We start from the raw sequence: 21,800 nt of genomic DNA on the forward strand, positions 1-21,800 counted from the left end.
AAAGCTTTATATATCTTGCATTCTTACGTTTCGCAACCTGTTAAAAAGTGATAATACCGATGCTGCGTCAATCTTTGCTCCTCCCACTCCTCCCGACGATAGTTACCCTCTCTCTGGCTGGTTTCAGCATGGCTGATACCCCAGCGGACTCTCTAACGGTGACGGTGCGACCTTTGGGGGAGGTTTTGCAGGCATCTGAGCGTAGTGTAACAGCAACGCTGATCAGTTTGAACGATAGTACGCTTAGTGCTGAGATTTCTGCGAAAGTTACCCAGTTACGGGCTGATACGGGTGATACGGTGCAAGCCGGTCAAATATTGGCGGAATTGGATTGCCGCGACCATCTGTTCGCCTTGAGCCAAGCCAAAGCAGGCGTGGATGCAGCGAATGCGCGTTACCAATTGGCGAACACACAACTTCAGCGCAATCAGCGTTTGCGTAATACGGGTGTCGTTCCCGCTGAAGTGTTGGATAAAGCCGCTGCCGATGCTGAAGCAGCCAAAGCTGAGGTGGCAGTCGCCAAATCGCAAACCGACACCGCCCAGCTTGCGGTATCACGTTGCACCATTAAAGCGCCGTTTGCCGGGCAAATTACCCGCCGTAATGTGCAAGTCGGTCAGCAAGCGACACCCGGCACACCCGCGTTCCAATTGCTGCAAGACAAAGCCTTGGAAGTGAGCGCCAGTTTATCGGTGGATGAAGTGCAGGATCAAACGCAAGGGGCGGAATTACGCTTTGTTGCCGATGGTGTGAGCATTCCGCTGGAACGCCGTGCGGTGGTTGGGCAAATCGCCGGAAATACCCGCACGCAAGAAGTGCGCTTTACCCTCAAGGGTAAACATTCTTTGCCGGTTGGGCGCAGTGGGCGCGTGGTGTGGCAAGGTAAATTACAGGCATTACCGGCGAGTTGGGTGGTGCGCCGTGAAGGTGGTTTGGGGGTCATGCTGGAAGTGGATGGCATGGCAAAGTTCCACCCGCTCCCCGATGCGAAAGAAGGGCAGCCGGTGTTGATCGACTTGCCCACTTCGGTGCGTTTGATTGATCAAAACCGCTTGCGGGCAAGGGATGGGCAAGCCGTGACGGTGGAGAAACCTTGATGTATCGCCGCCTATTGCAAAACCATGTTCTCGCGAACCTCACGTTCGTGTTGGTGCTGATTATTGGCTTTACCGCTTATAACACAATGCCGCGCCAGCAAGACCCCACGATTAATTTCAACTGGATTTCGATTATCACTGCGTTGCCGGGGGCGAGTGCGGAAGACGTGGAAAAGCGCGTGACCGACCCGCTGGAAGACGCGATTCGTGGCATACCGGACATGAAATTTGTGTCGAGCAATAGCCGTGCAAACATTTCCAGCCTATTGGTGCGTTTTGAAGACATTGATGAACGCACGTTCGATAAGCGCCTTGCCGATTTACGCCGCGAAATTCAGAACGCTGAAAACTTGCTGCCTGCGGAGGCGATGGATTCGATTGTGCTGGAAATCACCACGGCGAATGCGTTCCCGTCGGCGATGATTGCGGTGCAAAGCGTTGCTGACGATGAAAATTTGCGGGTGCAAGCCAAAAATATCGAAAAAGCGCTGGAGCAGATTAAGGGCGTGGATCGGGTTGATCCGGTGGCGTTGGATGATCCCGAACTGCAAGTCCGCTTTGATACTGTCGCACTCGAATCCTTGGGGTTAACGCCGGGGCAATTGAGCGATACGGTACGTGCTTGGTTTCGGGATTTATCCGCTGGCAGTTTGGATGTGGATAAGCAAAGTTGGTTAGTGCGTTTAAGCGGTAAAACCAGTGACCCGCAAGCTTTGGCTGAATTGCCTGTTCCCGGTGTGCAGGGCGAAGTGCCATTGTCACGGGTCGCCAATGTGGAACGCGCTCGCGCTGAAGCCACCCAAAAGGTGCGTTTGGATGGCGAACCAGCGGTATTGCTCGCGGTGATGAAGGAAGACAAAGCCAATGTGTTGGATTTGGTGGAACGCCTGAAAACTTACATTGACGCGCGTAACCAGCAGGTCGGAGCCAGCGGGGTGAAGCTGGTGTTGGTTGATGATCAAACCATTCCCACCCGTGAGGCGATCGGCATTATGGAAAGCAATGCCTTGCTGGGGTTTGTGTTGGTGTTATTCGTGACTTGGTTATTTCTGGGGTTCAGGATTGCTGCGCTGACCACGATTGGTATTCCTTTCACCCTTGCATTGACGTTTTGGGTGTTGTCCGGCACGGGTGAAACTTTGAATGTGACGGTGTTGCTGGGCATTGTGATTGTGTTGGGGATGTTGGTGGACGATGCGGTGGTGGTGGTCGAATCCATTTATTACCGCTTGCAACACGGCGTGGATGCAGTGACGGCGGCGGTGGAATCCATGCGCGAGGTGGCTTTGCCAGTGACGACTGCCGTATTGACGACGATTGCAGCGTTTTTGCCGCTGATGTTGTTGCCGGGAATACTCGGTAAATTCATGCAAGTGATTCCGATGGTGGTGACGCTGGCGCTGGCGATTAGCTTGATTGAGGCGTTTTGGATGCTGCCCGCGCACGTTGCCAGCACGAAAATGCGCTTTGATAAGCCGTCGCGGGTTCAAAAAATGCGGACTCGCGCTACCCATTGGATTCAAGTGAAATACGCCCGTTTGCTGGTGAAAGTATTGCGCTTCCCGCGTGCGGCGTTGAGTGCGGTGGTGTTGATGTTTGTGCTGGCGGTGGGGATTGTCGGGGCAGGCTTGATTCCGATGAATTTCTTTGCGGCGGACAGTTTGCGGCTGTTTTATGTGAATGTGGAAATGCCAAGTTCTACCGCGTTGGATGCAACCATGCAAAAGGTGCAACAAGTCGAGCAGCAGGTGAAAAAGCATTTGCAGCCGGAGGATGCGCGTTCAGTGGTGGCTTATGCGGGGATGATGTTTACCGAAACCGAGCCGTTGTACGGGGCGCGTTACGGGCAAATGGTGGTGAGCCTTAAGCCCATGTCGGAAGGTTCGCGGGAGGTGAAAACCATTATTGAGGGGATGCGTGCCGATGTGGTGAACGTGCCGGGGGCGGTGAATATCGCGTTTCTGGAATTGGCGGGCGGCCCCCCGGCGGCTAAGCCGATCAGCGTGAAAGTGCGTGGCGATAATTACGCTGAAATTCAGGGGGCAACCGCTGCGCTCAAACAAATTCTGAGTGCGAATCCGGGTTTCAAAGACATTAGCGACGATGCCAGCCCCGGTCAGATGGAAATGACGTTGCGCTTGCGCCACGACAATATCCGCCGTGCAGGAGTGTCGCCGGATGAGGTCAGCCGTAGCTTGCGCTTGCTGGTGGATGGTGAAGTGGTCGCGGATATGCAGGATCAGGGCGAAAAGCTGGAGGTGCGCGTCAAACGCCAAGAAGGGGATTTGCGCACGGTGGATCAGTTGCTGGATTTCCGCTTGCCGACAGCGGATGGCGGCAGCGTGCCGTTGCGCGAATTGGTGGAAGAACAGAAAGGCGTATCGTTGGGCAATATCCGCCATTACAATTTCCGTCGCGCCATTACCTTGGAGGCGGATTTGGTGAAACGCCCGGATGAGCCGTTTTACGAATGCCGCTTGCAGCCGATGTTCAGCGGGACAGCGCCGGATTATTCGCAATGTGCGCTGGATGCGGTGCAGGCGAATCAGATCTTGCTGGAGGGGTGGAAACCTTATCAGGTGCAATTTCCGAATATTGATTTGGATTTTGCGGGGCAACTCGATGATATTCAGGAAAGTATGGATGCTATCGGGATGTTGTTCCTGTTTGGTGTGGGTTTGATGTATTTGATTCTGGGCACGCAATTTGGCAGTTATTCGCAGCCATTGCTGATTTTGTCGACTGTGCCGATGGCGTTTACCGGTGTGGTGTATGGCTTGCTGGTGACGCAAAATCCGTTGAGTTTGTATACGCTGTACGGGGTGGTGGCATTGGCGGGGATTGCGGTGAATTCGGCGATTGTGTTGATTTCTGCGGCGAATGACCGGCGTGAATTGGGGATGAGTGTATTGCACGCCACGGTGTATGCGGCGCGGCGGCGGGTGATTCCGGTGTTAATTACGTCATTGACCACGATGGCGGGTTTGTTTTCACTCGCTACTGGGTTGGGGGGCAAGTCGCTGATCTGGGGGCCAGTCGCGACGGCTATTGTGTGGGGGGTTGGGTTTTCAACCGTGCTGACGCTGTTTGCGATTCCGGTGTTGTATCGGGTGTCGAGCCGGTCGAAACATAAACATTGAACGTCAACGGCAGGCTTGGCGTAGGTTAGCAGCTTCGCGGAAGAGCCTTACGGATGCTTGCCGATTGTTTTGTTTGGCGGCGATCACCGCTTGGCTTTCCAATTGTGCAGCGAGGCTGAGTCGTTGTTGGCATTGATTGGCATTGTTGGGTCTGGCAACGGCTTGTGGCGCTGGTCGAGTAACGGCTTGTGGCGCGGGTTGCACATTGGCGCGTGGTGCTGGTCGAGTAACGGGTTGCGTGGGTTGTACATTAACTCGTGGCGTCGGTCTGGCTACTTGTTGTGGCGCAGGGCGGTTGCGTAAGGCAATTTGTGCTTGGCGGCGCTGTTGCACGACACGCGGGTTTGGCGGTGGAATTGGTGGCGGGCGCGTTGCAACTTTGCTTACCGAATTGGCAGTATTGCCATAACAATAAAACGATGAGGTGCATTCAGCAGCCGTCGCGAGTGTGTTGCTGATGCCCAGTAAGAGGGACAGCAGCAGAGCAAGCTTGGTTTTCATATCAGTTCCTGCAATAAGGGGCTGACATGAGTTTAGTCAAGGTTGCTGGATTCTGCTGCTATTTGCTTGATATTTATACTGCGGCGAGGGCTGCGTCGTAGTCCGGCTCTTGCGCGATTTCCGGTACTTGTTCGGTGTAAGCAACGTTGCCGTCTTTAATGACCACGATAGCGCGGGAGAGCAAGCCAGCTAACACTCCCGTGGTAATGGTTACGCCGTAAGCGTTGCCAAAATCCTTGTTGCGGAAGTCGGAGAGGGACACCACATTGTCCAAGCCTTCCGCGCCACAGAAACGGCTGTGGGCAAACGGCAGGTCAGCCGATACGCACAATACCGCTACGTCAGCTTTGCCACTGGCGAGTTCGTTGAACTTGCGGGTGGATGCGGCACAAACGCCGGTGTCAACACTGGGGTAAATGTTGAGGATGACGGTTTTGCCTGCAAAGTCTTGCAGGGTAACGTCAGACAGATCGGTTTTGGTCAGGGTAAACGCGGGGGCTGCGCTGCCTACGGCGGGCAGTTCGCCGCAGGTTTCCAGCGGATTGCCTTGTAAGGTGATAGTTGCCATCGGAAAATCTCCTTGAGTGATTGATTAAAGTCTGTCGTTATACGCTTGCAAAGGCTTGTTCGAGGTCGGCGATAATGTCGTCAATGTGTTCAATGCCAACGCTCAAACGGATGGTTTCGGGTCTGACACCTGCTCGCAACTGTTCCGCTTCGGTCAATTGGCGGTGCGTGGTGGAAGCAGGGTGGCAAGCCAGTGATTTTGCATCGCCGATATTCACCAGTCGCTTGATGATTTGGAGCTGGTCGTAGAATTTTACTCCTGCATCAAACCCGCCTTTGATCCCAAACGTCATCAGTGACGCAGGCTTGCCGTTGAAATATTTCAACGCCAGTGCATGATACGGGTCATCGGGCAGGGCAGCAAAATTCACCCACTCGACCTTGGTGTGGTTTTTCAGGTAATTGGCGACGGCAATGGCGTTAGCGCAGTGGCGTTCCATGCGCAATGCCAGCGTTTCCAAGCCTTGTAAAATCAGGAAGGCGTTGAAGGGCGAGAGTGCCGAGCCGGTGTTGCGCAAGGGTACGGTGCGGGCGCGACCGATGTAGGCAGCAGGCCCCAAGGCTTCGGTATACACCACGCCGTGGTAAGACGGTTCGGGGCTGTTGATGGCGGCGTAGCGTTCCTTGTTTTCTGCCCAGGGGAATTTGCCGGAATCGACAATAATGCCGCCGAGTGAGTTGCCGTGACCGCCGATGTATTTGGTGAGGGCGTGAACCACGATGTCCGCGCCGTAATCAATTGGCGTACACAAAATCGGTGTTGCCACGGTGTTATCGACGATGACGGCGACGCCGTGTTTGTGCGCGGCGGTGGCAATCGCTTCGATGTCGACGATATTGCCAGCCGGGTTGCCGATGGTTTCGCAGAACACGGCTTTGGTTTTGGCATCAATCAGCTTTTCGATGGCTTCGGGGCTGTCGTTTTCGGCAAAGCGGACTTCAATGCCTTGCTTGGGGAGCATGTGTGCAAATAGTGTGTACGTGCCGCCATACAATTGTGGGGTGGCGACGATATTATCACCCACTTCGGCGATATTGAGAATGGCGTAATTGATGGCTGCCATACCGGAGCTGACGACTAAGCTGCCCACGCCACCTTCAAGTGCAGCGACACGCTTTTCCAGCACGTCATTGGTGGGGTTCATGAGGCGGGTGTAAATATTGCCGGGTACTGCCAGATTGAATAAATCCGCGCCGTGTTGGGCATCGTCGAATTCGTAAGCCACGGTCTGGTAAATTGGCACGGCTACCGACTTGGTGGTCGGGTCAGTGGTATAGCCAGCGTGGATGGATAGTGTTTCTTTTTTCATGGGAGTCCTCCTTGGTGGAGCCATAAGGTATAACATACGTCCATAATATTGACCACAGAAAGGATGTACGATGCCTGAATTGCCCGAAGTCGAAACCACCCGCCGAGGTATTGAGCCTTGGTTAAGGGGACATACAGTGAAGAACGTGTGTATCCGTCAGCCGACATTGCGCTGGCCTGTGCCGGATATGATTGGCGCATTGGAAGGGCAGGTGGTGCATGAGCTAACACGGCGGGGCAAATACATTTTGTTGCATACGGGTGCGGGCGTGGGGCTAATTCATTTGGGGATGTCCGGCAGTTTGCGGATTGTGGAGGCGGATTTAGCACCGCGTAAGCATGACCATTTTGACCTAGTGCTGGACAGTGGCAAGGCGGTGCGTTACCACGATCCGCGCCGTTTCGGGGCACTATTGTGGGCAGAGGGTGATCCGCTGCAACACGCTTTATTGCGTGAATTGGGGCCGGAGCCGTTGGACGAGGGTTTCGATGGGGATTATTTGTTTGAACGTTCGCGTAACCGCAGTGTGAGCGTGAAAGCATTCATTATGAATGCGCACATTGTCGTTGGCGTAGGCAATATCTACGCCAATGAAGCGCTGTTTCTAGCGGGGATAGACCCACGGCTGGCGGCGGGGCGCGTATCCCGCGAACGTTACGGTAAACTTGCGCAAACTATCCGCCAGATTCTGACCTATGCCATTGAATGCGGGGGAACAACCCTGCGTGATTTTGTACGTGAAGATGGGTCTCCTGGGTATTTTAAGCTGGAGTTGAAGGTTTACGACCGGGCTAAGTTGCCGTGTGTCGTGTGCCAGAACCCCATTGCCCAAATCACCCAAGGGCAACGTTCTACTTGGTTCTGCCCCATCTGCCAAATTTGACTCAATGCCACACTCTTGGTTGCTGAGCGTAGCCGCAGCATCGCCTTGCGGCTTGCCGCTGAGTCAAGTACGGCGCGTACCCCTGATCGACATATCGGCTTCTTCCAGCACGCCATTCGCCATCAGTTCGCGTATTAATTGCTTACGGATACCTTTGTTGACACCAATGTCCATGCCAATGCGGTAGAAAAGGAAGGAGGGAATCCCGATAATGATCAACCCGATCATAAAATACATGATAACTTCTGTATCCAACATAAAAGCCCCTTGCTTAATGTGCTGTTGTGCGATTGATTCGATTGTTTTTTAAGCGAAATAAGTAGAGTCGCCATTAGATAAGAATATTATATGAATAAGCTGAACAGGAAATTTACCGTAGCGCCGATGCTGGACTGGACTGACCGCCATTGCCGTTATTTTCACCGTTTATTGACCAAAAAATCCGTGCTGTACACCGAAATGGTGACGACCGGCGCACTCTTGCATGGTGACCCTGAGCGCCATTTACGCTTCAATCCAGAAGAACACCCGGTGGCGTTGCAGTTGGGTGGTAGCGAGCCGCAGGAAATGGCGGAGTGCGCCCGTTTAGCCAAAAGTTATGGTTACGACGAAGTGAATATCAACGTCGGTTGCCCCAGCGAACGGGTGCAAAAAGGCGCATTTGGCGCTTGCCTGATGGCAGAACCGGATTTGATTGCCGAATGTGTCAGCACCATGCAAGCAGCCGTGAACATTCCGGTGACAGTCAAAAATCGCATTGGGATTGATGATCAGGATGATTACGAGGGTTTGCATCACTTTGTTAGCACTGTGTCGCAAGCCGGTTGCCAGACGTTTATTATTCATGCGCGTAAGGCGTGGCTGAAAGGGCTGAGTCCTAAGGAAAACCGCGAAATTCCGCCCTTGCGTTACGAATTGGTGTATGAACTCAAGCAAGCGTTTCCGCATCTGGAGATCATTATTAACGGCGGCATTACCACGCTGGAACAATGCCAGCAGCATTTGCAGCACGTCGATGGGGTGATGGTGGGGCGCGAGGCTTATCATAATCCGTGGTTGTTGGCGCAGGTGGATTCGGCGCTTTACGGGGTAGATGATCCGTTTCAGGATCGCAAAGCGGTGTTGGCAGCGTTTTTGGATTACGTGCAGGTGCAACAAGCAGCGGGTGTGGCTTTGAATCACATGAGCCGTCACATTCTCGGTTTGTTCCAAGGAATGCCGGGAGCGCGGGCGTTTCGGCGGCTAATTAGCGAGAATGCGCATAAGCAAAACGCGGGTGTTGAATTATTGCGTGATGCGGCTAAAAAAATTGCTTGACCGAACTGCATTTGCCTTATAGTATACGCGCCTCAACACCGACAGTTCCTCGATAGCTCAGTCGGTAGAGCAACGGACTGTTAATCCGTGGGTCACTGGTTCGAGTCCAGTTCGAGGAGCCAACAAATTTAAAAGGGTTGCAACTTGACAGTTGCAGCCCTTTTTCACATGTGCCCTTGTAACGCCAGAATGTCAATGACGTGAACAACGCAATACCACACACTGATAGCTCACCTTTTACTGTCACCACGCTGACGGCTACTGACGTGCTTGCTGCTGGGCAAGGCCAAAATGTGCTGGCGGCTATTGGTTTTGCGCCCAAAGCAGCGATATTGGATACCCAGCGCCCAGTGTTCACTGTCGGTTTGCCTTTGCTGACCACAACGAGTTACACAGAACTGTGGCTAAGCCCCACTCCGGTGCATTACGGTAAACATGCCAGTATTACTTACAGCGAAAACGGTACGGTGTTATTCGGGCATTTGTTGCTGGAAGAAGCCGATTTCCCCGATTTTCGGATTGCCAGCCAAACCGCTTACCAGCACGTTTTTGCCTTATTGCAGCAGGCGGGCTATCCCTGTTTATTGCGTATGTGGAATTATTTTCCCGCAATTGTGACACCTCAAGGCGAATTCAACCGTTACCAAACCTTTTGCTTAGGCAGGCAGGATGCGTTAAATGAATGGGGTAATTTTGATTACGCACCACCCGCAGCCACGGCGATTGGCACGCAACAAGCTGGTTTGCAAGTGTATTTCATCGCAGGCAAAAGCGCGGGAATGCAACTGGAAAACCCTCGTCAAACCAGCGCTTTCCTTTATCCGCGCCAATATGGCCCGGTCAGCCCGGCGTTTTCACGGGCGACCGTCAAAGACTGGGGGCAGGGCAAGCATATCTACATTTCCGGCACGACCAGCATTGTGGGGCATGAAACCTTGCATATCGGCAAGCCCTTGCTGCAATTGGAAGAAACCTTACGCAACCTCGAAGCCTTGCTGAGTCACGGCGATGCCACCTTGGGAATGCCAGCGCGGCAGGTGCGCGACCTCACGCAATTGAAGGTGTATTTGCACGATGCGACGTGTTTGCCTGAGATTCAGGAGCGTTTGACGGCGTATTTGGCTGCGGCTACGCTCAGCCAACCTACGGTGTTGTATTTGCAAGGCGATGTGTGCCGTTCTGATTTGATGGTGGAAGTAGAAGGTATTTACACCTCTTCTTCGGGCAATTCCGGCAACGTATAAGGGGTGGCGGCGAGTAGGCTGTGCATGTACAGCAAGCCACCGTGCGGGCGATTGATCTCGGCTAGTTCGTAGATGTATTCAAACACCTCGTCCGCTTGTTCGGTGGGGACGGCGACCGTCAGCACTTCTTTTTCCGAGGTTTCGCCAATGCCGCGATAGCGTAGCGGGGTTAAACGCCCATTGCCGCGTGCGTAATGAATATCCACTGCGGTCAGCCCGCGTTCTTTGGTTAAGGCTTTGGCTACCTTCATGGCGCGACCTTTGGGCAAGATGCAGGTGATGACTTTTTGCGAAATGAGGGTAGGGGTGACACTTAACATGTTGGGCGGACTCATGAGCCTTGACGTGGGTAATCGGTGAGGCGTTCGACGATTTCGGGGGGAATGAATGTCGCGGCTTTTTCTAGCGGTGTGACCCACATAAAGCCCATGCCGGGTGTATCCATTTTGCCAGCCAGATACATTTTCTCAAACACGCGGTCGAGCTGGTCGGTGGACACCACAATATTGATGACTTCTTTTTCCGCTTCAATGGCTAAGCCCATAATGCCGAGGCGTTCGCGCACCCCGCGCCCGCGTGCGTAGTGGATGCTTGCCCCTTGTGCGCCTGCTTCTTGGGCGGCTTTGACGATTTCATCCGCTAGACCGCGCTGCACAATCGCGGTGATCAGGGCGACATCGGTCAGGACAACAATTTCACGTTTGCTCATGCGGGTTTACCTTGGGTGGAAGCGTGTTTGGAGGCTTGGTCATAGTAACGTTGCTTGCGGTTGACTTTCCAGCGTATCCACAAGCCGGTGAGCATCACCGAGATAATCGGGCAAATCGACGCCATTGAGAGGATGCCGAAACCTTCAATCGCGTCGACCGCATTGCCCACGCCAAGCCCCATGGCTAACACCAGTGGCACGGTCACAGGGCCGGTGGTGACGCCAGCACTATCCCAGGCGATATTGACGAATTCTTCGCTGGATAAGTGGGTGAGGATAACTGCCAGCAAATAACCTGGAATCAGCAGCCACGCCAGCGGGAAGCCGAAGATGATTTTCGCGACTCCCAAGGCAATGCCAAACGCCACTCCAAATGATACGGCATACATCAATACCGATTTGCGAAATGCACCGTTGGTCAGCGTTTCGACCGTCAGACCGAGGGCATTGAGGGCGGGTTCTGCCAAAGTCGCCCCAAACCCCAGCAACCACGCAAACAACAATGCCAGCGATAAACCCAGTATGGCGCTGTACAACGGGCTATGCGTCACCGCTTCAATCGCGGTGAAGGCGGCGGGAATCAGGCTGCCGGATTGCCCGCCCAATTTCGCCAAGCCATAGCTCAAACCAAGGTTGAACATGATCATGCCGATCACTGCAAGGGTGATGCCGTAGGCGATTTGACCGGGTTCTGGGAGTTTTTCCTTGAGGATTACCCACATGACCAGCAGCAAAAACAGCACCAGTGGCACAATGGCACGTAAACCAGCGATGATTTCTAGCCACGGGGTTTGGCTATACCATGCCGGTTCCAGTGCTTGCTGGGCGTGGGCGGCGGCGGCAATGATCTCGGCGGGCGTGGTGGTGAAGGCGAGATACAGCGCGAGTAATTGCACACTGAGGATCGGGAATAGCGACGCTAAGGTGACAATGCCAAAGCCGGACAGTGACGACTGCCCTTTGCCAGCAGCGGCGGCAATGCCAATCCCCAGTGCCAGCACCAGCGGTACGGTGACAGGGCCAGTGGTGACAGCGCCGCTATCCCACGCCAGCCCTAACGTTTTGCTGAGTTCAGGGTCAAATTGCATGAAAACGGTGAGGGCGAGAATGGGGGTGAGTGACAGGTAAATCAGCGGTTTCAGGCTCCAGCCATTGAGCAGGCGCAGTGTGCCGAGGATGGCGGCAGCACCGACGCCAATCCCGACCCCTAACACCAGCACTTCTGCCCATTCGTTGAGCATGGTGTAGAGGTAGGGGGCAGATTCGACTTGCACAATTTGTCCGGCGGCTTTCAATGCGCCAATGGCGGGTTCGGCAAAGGTGACACCAATACCGAGCAGAAAGACAATGCTGAGTACCACCGGCAAGGTGGCTTTGGCGGGAAGCGTATTGCCGAGTGCTTCGCCAAACGGCATCAGACCGACTTTTAAGCCTTCCATGAAAAACATCAAGCCGAGAATCACCGCGACTAAGCCGCCGGTAATCAAGCCAGCATCAGCTACCCCTTGTTGCAGCACAAAAATTTGGAACAGCATGAGGTAAAGCGCGAGCGGTACAACGGCTTGCACTTGCTCCATCAGGCGGCTGCTGATGTAGGGTTGAATCAGGCGATAAGTATCAATCCAACGCAGGTGGATTTTGGGGGCGCGGTAGGGAATTTCGCGACCATCAGCGGCGTGCCACACTTTAGGGGTAAGGTTGTTGTAGGATATTTGTTGCTGCTGAAGCGTAATTTCGCGCACAAATGCGCCAAAGCGGATTTCAGTTGGCATGGTTTTCCTGAATGCTGATTGGCTTGCTGCGACAATACCATAAATAAACTTGTCAACTTAATAGGTTTATTCAAGTGCTTAGGGCGGATGGGTATTATGTACTGAGAAAAATATGCAGGGCGAGCACGATGAGTAAGCAACCGAGGGCGCGTTCTATCCACTGTTGATGACGCTTTAACCAAATTAGTGTGTTTCCTTGGGAAAGTGCGGTGGCGACTAGTACATACCAACTGCCATCGACGAAAGTGATGGTGCTGACAAAAATGGCTTTGTCCGTCAGGCTCATGGTTGCGTTGATGAAGGGGCTGAAAATCGCAAGGAAATAAAGCCCCACTTTGGGATTGAGCAAGGCGATTAACAGACCATCGCGGGCGGCATTCCACAAGGTTGCAGATGGTTGTGGGGTGTTTGGCATGTCTGCCGCTGGCGGTGTGGCGGTAGCCGTAATGCCTTGATAGCCCAGCCATAGCAGGTAAATCGCGCCGAAGTAGCTGAGCGTTTTGAACAGTAGTGGCGATTGTTGCAACACTAGCACTAAACCGAGTACTGACAGCAGCGCGTAGCAACCCAACCCGATGGCGTGCGCAATGCCAGTGATTGCGCCGTGTAAACGCGAGTGGTTGAGGGTATTGCGCAACACCACGGCAAGGCTTGCGCCGGGGAAGATTGCACCCATTAGGCAGAGGGTGAAGAGCGAGAGCCAAGTGCTGAGTGTCATGGGTTTAAACACGGGTCAAATGAAGCAGCATATTATGTTTTAAGACAATTATCCTGATAAACGGTATTATCAAGCCCATTGTAAAGTGAACAGGACTTGCTCACATGACCAGGGTTTTCATCAGTTACAGCCACGATTCGGACGCACACCGCGATTTTGTCCGGGGTTTGTCCGACCGTTTGCGCACGGATGGGCTGGAGTGTCTGATTGACCAATACATCAACGGCTTTCCTCCCGAAGGTTGGCAATGCTGGATGGAAAACCAGATCGAAGCGGCTGATTTTGTGCTGCTGGTTTGCACCGAAACCTATTTGCGGCGCTATCGCAAGCAGGAAACGGAGGGCGGACGTGGCGTGACATTTGAAGGCGTGGTCATCTCGCAAGTGCTGTACGATCACTATTACCACAACACCAAATTCATTCCGGTGGTTCCGCAACAGGGCAAGCCGGAGCATGTGCCGATCCCGCTGAAACAGTACAGCACTTACCGCCTGCCGGAAGATTACGAAACGCTGTATCGCCTGCTGACCAATCAAGCGCAATTCCTACCCACGCCGTTGGGTGAAATACGCCCGCCATCCCTGTTAAGCCGCTGGTTTGGTGGCAAAAAGCCTGCTCCAACCAGCGCGGCGAATACAGCGATTGCCGTTTACGACCAGCGTTTCCCCGTGACTGACAATAACGCGATGGTGGGGCGGGAGCAGATGCTTGCGCAACTCAACCAGTATTGGGAACAGCATTCGGTGCGGGTGGTGGTATTGCAGGCGTGGGGCGGGGTTGGCAAAACCGCGCTGGTCAATTTGTGGCGGGAACATCTGCGTTTGGCTGCGGATACGGCGTATGCCCCGCAACGGATTTACTGCTGGTCGTTCCAGAATCAGGGGAGCGAGCGGGCGCAAACCAGTTCAGGCCAGTTTTTTAGTCACGCTTTGGCATGGTTTGGCGCGGAACAGCAAAAATTCAGTTCCGAATACGACAAAGGGGTGTATCTCGCCAAGCTGATCAATACCCAGCGCAGCCTGTTGGTGCTGGATGGTCTGGAGGTGTTCCAGCCGTGGAATAGCGTGCAGGAATTAAAACATCAGCTCAACGATTTGGCGCTGTTGGGTTTGCTGAAAACCTTGGCGCAAGTCAATCTTGGCTTGTGCGTGATCACCACCCGCCAAGCACTGGATAAACGCTTGCTGGAACATGGCGGGGTGGTGGAGCGCCAACTCAGCAACCTGCCCATGCAGGCGGCGGTGCAATTGTTACAAAATGCCGGAATCAAGGGCAAAGCAGCGCAACTGGAGCCAGTGGTAAAGCAATACCAGCGCCATGCCTACAGTTTAGTATTGCTGGCAAGTTACCTGAAGACCTACGCACAGGGCGACATCCGGCGGCTGGATACGCTGCCTCCGCTGCTGGATGATGACAGCGAAGCCAACTGGCAGGGGCGGCAAATCATGTTCGCCTATGCCGATGCGCTCAATGGCAAGGAAGAGCTGGGCTTGCTGTACGTGGTATCGGTGTTTGAGCAAGCGGTGGAACGCGGGTTGATCCTTGAGCTGATCCGCGCCTTGAAAGCAGGCGGCTACCAGACTGCCCTGAACAAACTTACCCTTACCCGGCTGGATGAACCGCAACGCTGGGCAGCCTGTTGTGGGCGCTTGTGCAAACAAGGTTTGTTGCTGGGCAATAGTGATGAATGGCTGGATTTGCATCCGCTGGTACGTGACTTTTTCCGCCGTGAGTTTGTGCAGCGGCATGGTGGGATCAAAAGGATCATCCATCTGGAACTGTATGCCTACTACAAAGCCCTGCCGGAGAAGGAGTTGCCCGATACGCTGGAAGAAATGCAGCCGTTGTTTAGCGCGGTGGCGCATGGGTGTGCGGCGGGGTTGCATCAGCAGGCGTTGCATGAGATTTACTGGCCTCGTATCCAACGTAGCGGTCAGGTTTACATCTGCAATAATCTCGGTGCTTTCAGCGATGACCTCGCTACCGTAGCGCACTTCTTCACGACCCCGTGGCATACCCCCGTAGCGGGTTTGCAGGAAATGTGGCAAGCCGGAGTAGTACAGGGCTGGGCAGGCTTCAGCTTACGCGCCTTGGGGCGGCTGCGTGAGGCACTGGAACCGATGCAGGCAAACATCGAAATGTCGGTGCAACAAGAAAACTGGATAGAAGCGGCGAAAGGAGCCAGCAACCTCAGCGAACTGCAACTCACCCTCGGCGATGTGGCGCAAGCGGTGGAGAGCGGCGCACGCAGCAGCCGCTACGCCGACCAGTCCGGGGATATGTTCCATCGCATGAGCAAACGTACCACCCACGCCGATGCCCTGCATCAGGCAGGGGACACCGCCGTCGCCCTTGCCCTGTTCCGGGAAGCGGAGCAACTCCAGCAGGAACGCGAACCTGAGTTCCCGCGCCTGTATTCGCTGCAAGGTTTTCGCTACTGCGACCTGCTGCTGACGCAGGGCAGCACTGCGGAGGTGCTGGAGCGGGCGGAATATGATTTGGATTGCTGGACAAATCATTTTAGCAATGGAAGTTTGCTGGATTTTTCACTACCAAAACTCACCATCGGATGCGCCCATCTGCAACAACTCTTACTCCCCTCTACCTCCGGGAGAGGGGCTGGGGGTGAGGGTCTTCACTGGTTGGAGCAGGCTGTCGCTGGTTTGCGAGCATCAGGATACCAGCAGATGATGCCACTCGGTCTGCTCGCCCGCGCTGCGCTGCACCGCCACACCCGCGACTTCGCCCGCGCCCGGCAGGACTTGCAGGAAGTGTTCGACATCGCCGACGGCAGCGGGATGCGGCTGCATTTGACGGATTATCATTTGGAGATGGCGCGGTTGTTGGTGGCGGAGGCGAAGACCCTCACCCCAACCCCTCTCCCAGAGGTAGAGGGGCTTCAAGAACATATCTCCAAAGCTGCGAAACTGATTGAAGAAACCGGCTACCACCGCCGCGACCCCGAACTCGCTGCCCTGCAAGGACTCGCCCATGACCGCTAACACCCCCCACCCACGCGGAACTCTGATCCTACGCACCCTCGCCATGCCCAAGGACACCAATCCCAACGGCGACATCTTCGGCGGCTGGATTCTCTCGCAGATGGATATGGCAGGCGGCATCCTCGCCAAGGAGATTGCCAAAGGCCGGATAGTGACGGTGGCGGTCAATAGCATGAAATTCATCCGCCCGGTGAATGTTGGTGACGTGGTGTGCTGCTACGGTGATGTGGTGAAAACCGGCACGACTTCGATCACCCTGCACCTGCAAGTGTGGGTCAAACCACTGTGGCACGGCAGCGAAACCGAACTGCGCTGGCAAGTAACCGAAGCCGATTTCACCTACGTCGCCATTGACGCAGACGGTAACAAACGCCCGCTGTAAGCCTCAGCCGCTCTTCGTCCACTCCGGCAGGCGTTGCATCGCGCCCTTCATCTCCGCATGGATCGCCTTGTACCCCGGCGCAAACCCTGCCACCAGCGCCCAAAACCGCTTGGAATGGTTCATTTCTACCGTATGGCACAGTTCATGGATCAGCGTATAGCGCACCCAGTCCGGCGGCAACAGCACCAGCTTGGCATTCAGGTTGATATTGCCGCTGCTCGAACAGCTTCCCCAGCGGCTTTGCTGGTGTTTGACGCTGTAGTTGCTGTAATGCAGCCCCGTTTCTGCCGCCAGTTGCTGTAACTGCTTGCCCAAATGAATGTTTGCATAGCCGCGTAGCCAGTGGCGTAGTGCCAGTTGGCAATGTTCCGGGTTACTGATTGCCCCAGAAAGGGTCAGGGTTTGGTTTGCCACATAATCCAGCCCAATATTTTTACGGGCAGTCGGGGTATAAATAACCCGCAAACTTTCGTCGTTTGCCAGCAATTCTAACCGTTCGGGCAGCGGGGAATCGCTCGTCGCGGGGGGAATCTCGCGCTCGATTTTGTCCAAAGTGGTGGCAACCCATGTCCGTTGGCTATCGACCCAATCCTGTACTTGGCGCGTCCCGATGCCCAGCGGTTGCGTTACCACCAGCCCTTTATCGGGGTGCAATTGCATCCGCAAATACTTCGCCCGCGCCGATTGCCGCACCTCATAATCCAGCACCCGCCCATCCACCAAGGTCAACCGTCCCATTCTGCCAATCCTTCAATCCTGAGAATCCTCGTTCAGAAAGTGGATTCTACCCCGCAACCCGCCTAAAATCCCCCTTTTGCCCACACCCGAAGAGTCTGATGAATATTCGCCAACTGCTTGATGACCGCATTACCGCCGCGCTGCACACACTCGGCGCACCTGACACCGTGACCGCCATTGTGAAACCTTCCGCCCGCCCCGAATTCGGCGACTACCAAGCCAATGGCGTAATGGCAGCCGCCAAGCAATTGAAAACCAACCCGCGAGAACTGGCGACGCGCTTGCTGGAAACGCTGGATTTGTCTGACCTCGCCGACAAGCTCGAAGTTGCAGGCCCCGGTTTTATCAACATCCACCTAAAGAATACGTGGTTGAGCGAGGTGTTGGGGGGAGGGCGTATGCAATACGCCCCTACGGAAGATGGTAGGGGCGTATTGCATACGCCCTCTTCACAAACCATCGTCGTCGATTACTCCGGCCCCAACCTAGCCAAAGAAATGCACGTCGGCCACCTGCGCTCCACCATCATCGGTGATGCCGTCGCCCGCGTACTCGAATTCCAAGGCCACACCGTCATTCGCCAAAACCACGTCGGCGATTGGGGAACACAATTCGGGATGCTGATTGCGCACATGGTCAGCATTGCCGGGCAAAACGGCGGGGTGAGCAGCGTCGAACCCCAACTTGCCGACCTCGAAACCTTCTATCGCGAAGCTAAACGGCGTTTCGATGCCGAACCCGCGTTTGCCGATGCGGCACGTAACTACGTGGTGAAACTGCAAGCCGGTGACGCAGAATGTCATGTACTGTGGCAACAATTCATCGACATTTCCTTGCACCATTGCGAAGAGGTTTACGAACGTTTGGGCGTTTCCCTGACCCGTGCGGATGTGATGCCGGAAAGCGCCTACAACGCTGATTTACCGAACATTGTCAGCGACTTACAAGAGCAAGGCTTACTGGTGGAAGATCAGGGTGCACAATGTGCATTCCTCGACGAATTCAAAAACAAAGACGGCAGCATTACGCCGATTATTGTGCAGAAAACCGGCGGCGGCTATTTGTATGCGACCACTGACCTTGCGGCGTTGCGTTACCGTAGCGGTGTGCTGAACATCGACCGCGCTTTGTATTTCACCGATGCCCGCCAAGCGTTGCATTTTCAGCAAGTGTTCCTGTTGGCGCGTAAAGCGGGATTTGTGCGCGAAGGCGTGTCACTGGAACACATGCCGTTCGGCAATATGCTGGGCGAAGATGGCAAACCGTTCAAGACTCGTACCGGCGGCACGGTGAAGCTGGTGGATTTGTTGGTGGAGGCGGAAGAACGTGCGTTCACCCTCGTCACCGACAAGAACCCAGAATTGGCTGACGCGGAACGTCATGAGATTGCGCGTACTGTTGGCATCGGCGCGGTCAAATACGCTGATTTGTCCAAAAACCGTAACTCGGATTACATCTTCAATTGGGAAACCATGCTGAGCTTCGAGGGCAATACTGCGCCGTATTTGCAATACGCCTACGCCCGCATCAAGAGCATTTTCCGTCGTGCTGGTGTGGATGCGGAGGTGATCAGCTCCTCCATTTCGCTGCATGAAGTGGCTGAACGTGCCTTGGCGATGAAGCTGCTGCAATTCACCGAAGCAACCGATAGCGTGGCGAAAGAGGGTTTGCCGAACCATCTTTGTACGTATTTGTATGAGTTGGCGGGAAATTTCATGAGCTTTTATGAAGCCTGCCCGATCTTGAAAGAGGGTGTGGCGGAAGAGGTGCGTGCGAGCCGTTTGCACTTAGCAAATCTCACCGCGCAAACCCTGCAAACCGGCTTGGGTTTGCTGGGGATTGGGGTGTTGGAGCGGATGTAAGGTTATCAGGCTGCTTTGTGCTGCGTGACATACTCACGCAGCACCGCGTCCATACGGGTTTGCCAGCCATCACCTGATGCTTTGAAAAACTCCACCACCTCAGCACTGTAACGGATAGTTACTGATACTTTGGGTGAAACTGCCTTGGGTCGCCCCATTGGGCGCATCCGTGCCCAATCTTCTGCGCTGGTTACTTCATAAGTATTTGGGTCAGCCGCAATCCCTGCCCTGATCTGCGCATCTTCCGCATCGTTTGGGAACATAGTACCCACTTTAAGCTTTGGCATAATCGTTAATCTCCCGCTTCGTTGCTGTTCGCAAGCTGATCGCTCGCCAGTTTTCATCGTCGATTTCCACATAGACCAGACAATACAGCGTCAGCCCGATATAACCGAAGCCGACCATCCGCCTTTCGCCGTAAGCAAACCGAGTATCCTCACCCGCCACAAACGTATCCCACTCCAGCCGTTTCGCTTCATTCAGTGAAATCTGGTGGTTGCGGATATTCAGTGCATCCTTTTTCGGGTCACAGGTTACATTCATTGGGGCATCCTTGCTTTTTACTTAGTGTAACTACAAAAATGAAACCTGTAAACCGGCTTGGGTTTGCTGGAGATTGGGGGTGGAGTGGATGTAATCGTTAAAACGTTACGTCATTCCGGTAAAGTGCTGCATTTCGCTGACGCTCTATTTTGAGCAACTCATGAGCTAACATGCTGTTTTCACTGCGAGCACGGGCTTCTCTTGCCATATTGTCAAAGCGAGTGTGAATATCATGCGATTGTTTGACTTCTGCCCGCATTGATAGAGCTTGAGTTCGGTCTTGCTCTAATGTACTTAATACCTGACTCAGCCTCAATTTGTCTTTACGATCAATAATGCTGTTTATTTCTCGCGCAAGATTGTCATAGCGCGTATTGATTTCGTGGCTGCTTGGTTTTTGGTAAGCATTGGGGATGGCTTTCGGTTGTTTAGAGATGGAGACGGTCTGTTGATGAGCATAGGTTGCTACAAGTGTGTTGCGGTTAGCGCGAACTTGTTCTATGGAAATAACTTTTTCCGGTGAGTCGCACGCTTTATCGGTGTATACCGTGCTGTCATTCGGAGATGTACATTTGTAAACACGTTTGCCCGTTTGCTGTTGTGTAGATGAAGCAGGGCGTTGGGCGGGTATTATAGTGTTGTGTTGCTGTACAGCCATTGATGTTGGAGTAAGGCTTGTTGAGGCTGTTGTTATTTCTGTCTTATTTTCAGCATCTGCCTGACAGCCAGCCAATACAGTAATAAAAATGATTAAAATGCTGTTTTTCATGTTTTTCCTATTGATAACCAGCGGTAGGGGTGTTGGAGCGGATGTAATTACGTCAATTCTGCTTCCGGTTTCGGCTGTAATGACAGTTTCGCCATGAAGTCATCATCTGCCGCCTTGGGCTTTGCCTCCGGCGCAGGTGCTGCCGGACGCGGCTTATTCAAGTTTCCTGATAGGTTAATCTTCAGTTTCAAATTGCTAGGCGAATCGGCATTGCGCAAGGTTTCCGCCAGTGAAATTTGCCCTGCGAGATATAGCTTGTAAAGGTGGCTGTCGAAGGTTTGCATCCCCTGTTCTTCGGACTTTTCCATGATCTCCTTGATGGCATGGACATCGCCTTTCATGATCAGGTCACGCACCATTGGTGTGCCGAGCAGGATTTCGATGGCGGCAACGCGCTTGCCATCCACGGTGGGGATCAGGCGTTGCGAGACAAAAGCTTTGAGGTTGAGGGATAAATCCATCAGCAATTGGTGGCGGCGTTCTTCGGGGAAGAAGTTGATAATGCGGTCGAGGGCTTGGTTAGCGTTATTGGCGTGCAGGGTGGAAAGGCACAGATGCCCGGTTTCAGCGAAGGCTAGGGCGTGTTCCATCGTTTCTTGGGCGCGAATTTCGCCGATTAAAATCACGTCGGGGGCTTGGCGCAGGGTATTTTTCAGCGCGTCTTCGTAGCTGTCGGTGTCTACGCCGACTTCGCGCTGGTTAATGATGCATTTTTTGTGCGGATGCACGTATTCCACTGGATCTTCGATGGTGATGATGTGTCCATCCGCACTGGCGTTGCGGTGGTCGATCAGTGCGGCGAGTGAGGTGGATTTGCCGGAACCTGTGCCGCCGACGAACAGGATTAGTCCGCGTTTTTCCATGATCACGTCTTTCAACACTTGCGGTAAACCGAGTTTGTCAGCGTTGGGAATTTCCGTCTTGATATTGCGGATCACCATGGCGATTTTATGGCGTTGCTTGAAGATATTGACGCGGAAACGTCCGATGCCTTCTTCGCTGATGGCGAGGTTCATTTCCGGTTTCTTTTCAAACTGTTGCTGTTGTTCGGGGTTCATCAGCTCGTAAGCCATTGCTTTGAGCATGTCAGGCGTCATGATGACTTTATCGACGGCTTTGAGTTTGCCTTGGAATTTGGCTTTGGGTTCGAGATCGGCGGTTAAATACAGGTCGGAGCCGTCGTAATGGGCGAGGATGCGTAGATAGTCTTTGAGTTTCATCAGGTATTTCCTTTATTGTTATGGAT

The 21,800-nt window shown here is 53.9% G+C and carries 21 protein-coding genes and 1 tRNA gene; 9 read left to right on the forward strand and 13 right to left on the reverse strand.

Going from position 1 to position 21,800, the window contains the following annotated elements; all coding sequences use genetic code 11:
• Positions 1-128: 128 nt before the first annotated feature.
• Both BLV87_RS00505 and BLV87_RS00510 read left to right on the forward strand, forming a co-directional pair.
• Positions 129-1,097, forward strand: coding sequence for an efflux RND transporter periplasmic adaptor subunit (locus tag BLV87_RS00505; RefSeq protein ID WP_175517792.1), 969 nt, complete (start codon positions 129-131; stop codon positions 1,095-1,097).
• Entirely contained in the window at positions 1,097-4,237 is a 3,141-nt protein-coding gene (locus BLV87_RS00510; RefSeq protein WP_093064298.1) for an efflux RND transporter permease subunit, read from the forward strand. Before BLV87_RS00505 ends, BLV87_RS00510 begins: the two co-directional genes overlap by 1 nt.
• A gap of 3 nt (positions 4,238-4,240) precedes the next feature.
• Here the strand turns inward: BLV87_RS00510 and BLV87_RS00515 are convergent, their stop codons facing one another.
• The 3 genes from BLV87_RS00515 to BLV87_RS00525 all read right to left on the reverse strand — a co-directional run bounded on the left by BLV87_RS00515 (position 4,241) and on the right by BLV87_RS00525 (position 6,615).
• Entirely contained in the window at positions 4,241-4,738 is a 498-nt protein-coding gene (locus BLV87_RS00515) for a hypothetical protein (RefSeq protein ID WP_093064300.1), read from the reverse strand.
• 73 nt (positions 4,739-4,811) lie between these two features.
• Positions 4,812-5,306, reverse strand: coding sequence for a thiol peroxidase (tpx, locus tag BLV87_RS00520; RefSeq protein ID WP_093064302.1), 495 nt, complete (start codon positions 5,304-5,306; stop codon positions 4,812-4,814).
• A gap of 37 nt (positions 5,307-5,343) precedes the next feature.
• A complete protein-coding gene (locus BLV87_RS00525; RefSeq protein WP_093064304.1) occupies positions 5,344-6,615 on the reverse strand; it encodes an O-acetylhomoserine aminocarboxypropyltransferase/cysteine synthase family protein in 1,272 nt (423 codons plus the stop codon).
• A 70-nt stretch (positions 6,616-6,685) separates the two neighbouring features.
• Here BLV87_RS00525 and mutM point away from each other — a divergent pair, with 70 nt between their 5' ends.
• Positions 6,686-7,498, forward strand: a complete 813-nt coding sequence (gene mutM, locus BLV87_RS00530) for a bifunctional DNA-formamidopyrimidine glycosylase/DNA-(apurinic or apyrimidinic site) lyase (RefSeq protein WP_093064306.1) — start codon at positions 6,686-6,688, stop codon at positions 7,496-7,498.
• Between the two features lie 63 nt (positions 7,499-7,561).
• Here mutM and BLV87_RS00535 read toward each other — a convergent pair whose 3' ends face one another.
• On the reverse strand, positions 7,562-7,756 hold the full coding sequence (locus BLV87_RS00535; protein ID WP_093064308.1) for a hypothetical protein: 195 nt from the start codon (positions 7,754-7,756) through the stop codon (positions 7,562-7,564).
• A 90-nt stretch (positions 7,757-7,846) separates the two neighbouring features.
• Between BLV87_RS00535 and dusA the strand changes: the two genes are divergently transcribed.
• From dusA to BLV87_RS00550, 3 genes are all read left to right on the forward strand, one after another.
• A complete protein-coding gene (gene dusA / locus BLV87_RS00540) occupies positions 7,847-8,815 on the forward strand; it encodes a tRNA dihydrouridine(20/20a) synthase DusA (RefSeq protein WP_093064310.1) in 969 nt (322 codons plus the stop codon).
• Between the two features lie 46 nt (positions 8,816-8,861).
• A tRNA-Asn gene (locus tag BLV87_RS00545) sits at positions 8,862-8,937 on the forward strand.
• Between the two features lie 78 nt (positions 8,938-9,015).
• On the forward strand, positions 9,016-10,059 hold the full coding sequence (locus BLV87_RS00550; RefSeq protein WP_139282095.1) for a chorismate transformation FkbO/Hyg5 family protein: 1,044 nt from the start codon (positions 9,016-9,018) through the stop codon (positions 10,057-10,059).
• Here the strand turns inward: BLV87_RS00550 and BLV87_RS00555 are convergent.
• The 4 genes from BLV87_RS00555 to BLV87_RS00570 all read right to left on the reverse strand — a co-directional run bounded on the left by BLV87_RS00555 (position 10,023) and on the right by BLV87_RS00570 (position 13,258).
• Positions 10,023-10,379 (reverse strand): hypothetical protein, encoded by a 357-nt coding sequence (locus tag BLV87_RS00555; RefSeq protein ID WP_093064314.1) that lies wholly within the window; start codon positions 10,377-10,379, stop codon positions 10,023-10,025. The genes BLV87_RS00550 and BLV87_RS00555 overlap by 37 nt on opposite strands.
• An 11-nt stretch (positions 10,380-10,390) precedes the next feature.
• Positions 10,391-10,768: a P-II family nitrogen regulator gene (locus BLV87_RS00560; protein WP_093064316.1), complete on the reverse strand. Its 378-nt coding sequence runs from the start codon at positions 10,766-10,768 to the stop codon at positions 10,391-10,393.
• Positions 10,765-12,540 (reverse strand): DUF1538 domain-containing protein, encoded by a 1,776-nt coding sequence (locus BLV87_RS00565; RefSeq protein WP_093064318.1) that lies wholly within the window; start codon positions 12,538-12,540, stop codon positions 10,765-10,767. Before BLV87_RS00565 ends, BLV87_RS00560 begins: the two co-directional genes overlap by 4 nt.
• Before the next feature lie 94 nt (positions 12,541-12,634).
• Positions 12,635-13,258: a LysE family translocator gene (locus BLV87_RS00570; RefSeq protein ID WP_093064320.1), complete on the reverse strand. Its 624-nt coding sequence runs from the start codon at positions 13,256-13,258 to the stop codon at positions 12,635-12,637.
• 104 nt (positions 13,259-13,362) lie between these two features.
• On the opposite strand from BLV87_RS00570, the gene BLV87_RS00575 reads away from it, so the two are divergent.
• The gene (locus BLV87_RS00575) at positions 13,363-16,260 is read left to right on the forward strand and encodes an SEFIR domain-containing protein (RefSeq protein ID WP_093064322.1); all 2,898 of its coding nucleotides are present in this window, start codon (positions 13,363-13,365) and stop codon (positions 16,258-16,260) included.
• The gene (gene yciA / locus BLV87_RS00580) at positions 16,250-16,642 is read left to right on the forward strand and encodes an acyl-CoA thioester hydrolase YciA (RefSeq protein ID WP_093064324.1); all 393 of its coding nucleotides are present in this window, start codon (positions 16,250-16,252) and stop codon (positions 16,640-16,642) included. Before BLV87_RS00575 ends, yciA begins: the two co-directional genes overlap by 11 nt.
• 3 nt (positions 16,643-16,645) lie before the next feature.
• Here the strand turns inward: yciA and BLV87_RS00585 are convergent, their stop codons facing one another.
• A complete protein-coding gene (locus BLV87_RS00585; RefSeq protein WP_093064326.1) occupies positions 16,646-17,380 on the reverse strand; it encodes a M48 family metallopeptidase in 735 nt (244 codons plus the stop codon).
• 98 nt (positions 17,381-17,478) lie between these two features.
• Between BLV87_RS00585 and argS the strand changes: the two genes are divergently transcribed.
• Entirely contained in the window at positions 17,479-19,242 is a 1,764-nt protein-coding gene (gene argS, locus BLV87_RS00590; protein ID WP_093064328.1) for an arginine--tRNA ligase, read from the forward strand.
• Positions 19,243-19,247: 5 nt separating this feature from the next.
• On the opposite strand, the gene BLV87_RS00595 is transcribed toward argS, so the two are convergent.
• The 4 genes from BLV87_RS00595 to BLV87_RS00610 form a co-directional block, all read right to left on the reverse strand.
• The gene (locus tag BLV87_RS00595) at positions 19,248-19,529 is read right to left on the reverse strand and encodes a BrnA antitoxin family protein (RefSeq protein ID WP_093064330.1); all 282 of its coding nucleotides are present in this window, start codon (positions 19,527-19,529) and stop codon (positions 19,248-19,250) included.
• Positions 19,516-19,785, reverse strand: a complete 270-nt coding sequence (locus BLV87_RS00600; protein WP_093064332.1) for a BrnT family toxin — start codon at positions 19,783-19,785, stop codon at positions 19,516-19,518. The genes BLV87_RS00595 and BLV87_RS00600 overlap by 14 nt, the downstream gene beginning before the upstream one ends.
• A 97-nt stretch (positions 19,786-19,882) precedes the next feature.
• Positions 19,883-20,554 carry a hypothetical protein gene (locus BLV87_RS00605; RefSeq protein WP_093064334.1) on the reverse strand — a complete coding sequence of 224 codons (672 nt, stop codon included), beginning with the start codon at positions 20,552-20,554 and terminating at the stop codon, positions 19,883-19,885.
• Between the two features lie 47 nt (positions 20,555-20,601).
• Positions 20,602-21,774 (reverse strand): PilT/PilU family type 4a pilus ATPase, encoded by a 1,173-nt coding sequence (locus BLV87_RS00610; RefSeq protein ID WP_093064336.1) that lies wholly within the window; start codon positions 21,772-21,774, stop codon positions 20,602-20,604.
• Between the last annotated feature and the right edge of the window lie 26 nt (positions 21,775-21,800).

It is taken from the genome of Thiothrix caldifontis (assembly GCF_900107695.1).
In the GTDB taxonomy this organism is placed as follows: domain Bacteria; phylum Pseudomonadota; class Gammaproteobacteria; order Thiotrichales; family Thiotrichaceae; genus Thiothrix; species Thiothrix caldifontis.

Coding starts and splice junctions, on each gene's coding strand:
- mutM (WP_093064306.1), top strand. CDS start 6,686: ATGCCTGAATTGCCCGAAGTCGAAACCACCCGCCGAGGTATTGAGCCT.
- BLV87_RS00610 (WP_093064336.1), bottom strand. CDS start 21,774: ATGAAACTCAAAGACTATCTACGCATCCTCGCCCATTACGACGGCTCC.
- BLV87_RS00510 (WP_093064298.1), top strand. CDS start 1,097: ATGTATCGCCGCCTATTGCAAAACCATGTTCTCGCGAACCTCACGTTC.
- BLV87_RS00575 (WP_093064322.1), top strand. CDS start 13,363: ATGACCAGGGTTTTCATCAGTTACAGCCACGATTCGGACGCACACCGC.
- BLV87_RS00605 (WP_093064334.1), bottom strand. CDS start 20,554: ATGAAAAACAGCATTTTAATCATTTTTATTACTGTATTGGCTGGCTGT.
- BLV87_RS00555 (WP_093064314.1), bottom strand. CDS start 10,379: ATGTTAAGTGTCACCCCTACCCTCATTTCGCAAAAAGTCATCACCTGC.
- BLV87_RS00535 (WP_093064308.1), bottom strand. CDS start 7,756: ATGTTGGATACAGAAGTTATCATGTATTTTATGATCGGGTTGATCATT.
- BLV87_RS00585 (WP_093064326.1), bottom strand. CDS start 17,380: ATGGGACGGTTGACCTTGGTGGATGGGCGGGTGCTGGATTATGAGGTG.
- BLV87_RS00595 (WP_093064330.1), bottom strand. CDS start 19,529: ATGCCAAAGCTTAAAGTGGGTACTATGTTCCCAAACGATGCGGAAGAT.
- tpx (WP_093064302.1), bottom strand. CDS start 5,306: ATGGCAACTATCACCTTACAAGGCAATCCGCTGGAAACCTGCGGCGAA.
- dusA (WP_093064310.1), top strand. CDS start 7,847: ATGAATAAGCTGAACAGGAAATTTACCGTAGCGCCGATGCTGGACTGG.
- BLV87_RS00600 (WP_093064332.1), bottom strand. CDS start 19,785: ATGAATGTAACCTGTGACCCGAAAAAGGATGCACTGAATATCCGCAAC.
- BLV87_RS00565 (WP_093064318.1), bottom strand. CDS start 12,540: ATGCCAACTGAAATCCGCTTTGGCGCATTTGTGCGCGAAATTACGCTT.
- BLV87_RS00570 (WP_093064320.1), bottom strand. CDS start 13,258: ATGACACTCAGCACTTGGCTCTCGCTCTTCACCCTCTGCCTAATGGGT.
- BLV87_RS00505 (WP_175517792.1), top strand. CDS start 129: ATGGCTGATACCCCAGCGGACTCTCTAACGGTGACGGTGCGACCTTTG.
- BLV87_RS00515 (WP_093064300.1), bottom strand. CDS start 4,738: ATGAAAACCAAGCTTGCTCTGCTGCTGTCCCTCTTACTGGGCATCAGC.
- yciA (WP_093064324.1), top strand. CDS start 16,250: ATGACCGCTAACACCCCCCACCCACGCGGAACTCTGATCCTACGCACC.
- argS (WP_093064328.1), top strand. CDS start 17,479: ATGAATATTCGCCAACTGCTTGATGACCGCATTACCGCCGCGCTGCAC.
- BLV87_RS00560 (WP_093064316.1), bottom strand. CDS start 10,768: ATGAGCAAACGTGAAATTGTTGTCCTGACCGATGTCGCCCTGATCACC.
- BLV87_RS00525 (WP_093064304.1), bottom strand. CDS start 6,615: ATGAAAAAAGAAACACTATCCATCCACGCTGGCTATACCACTGACCCG.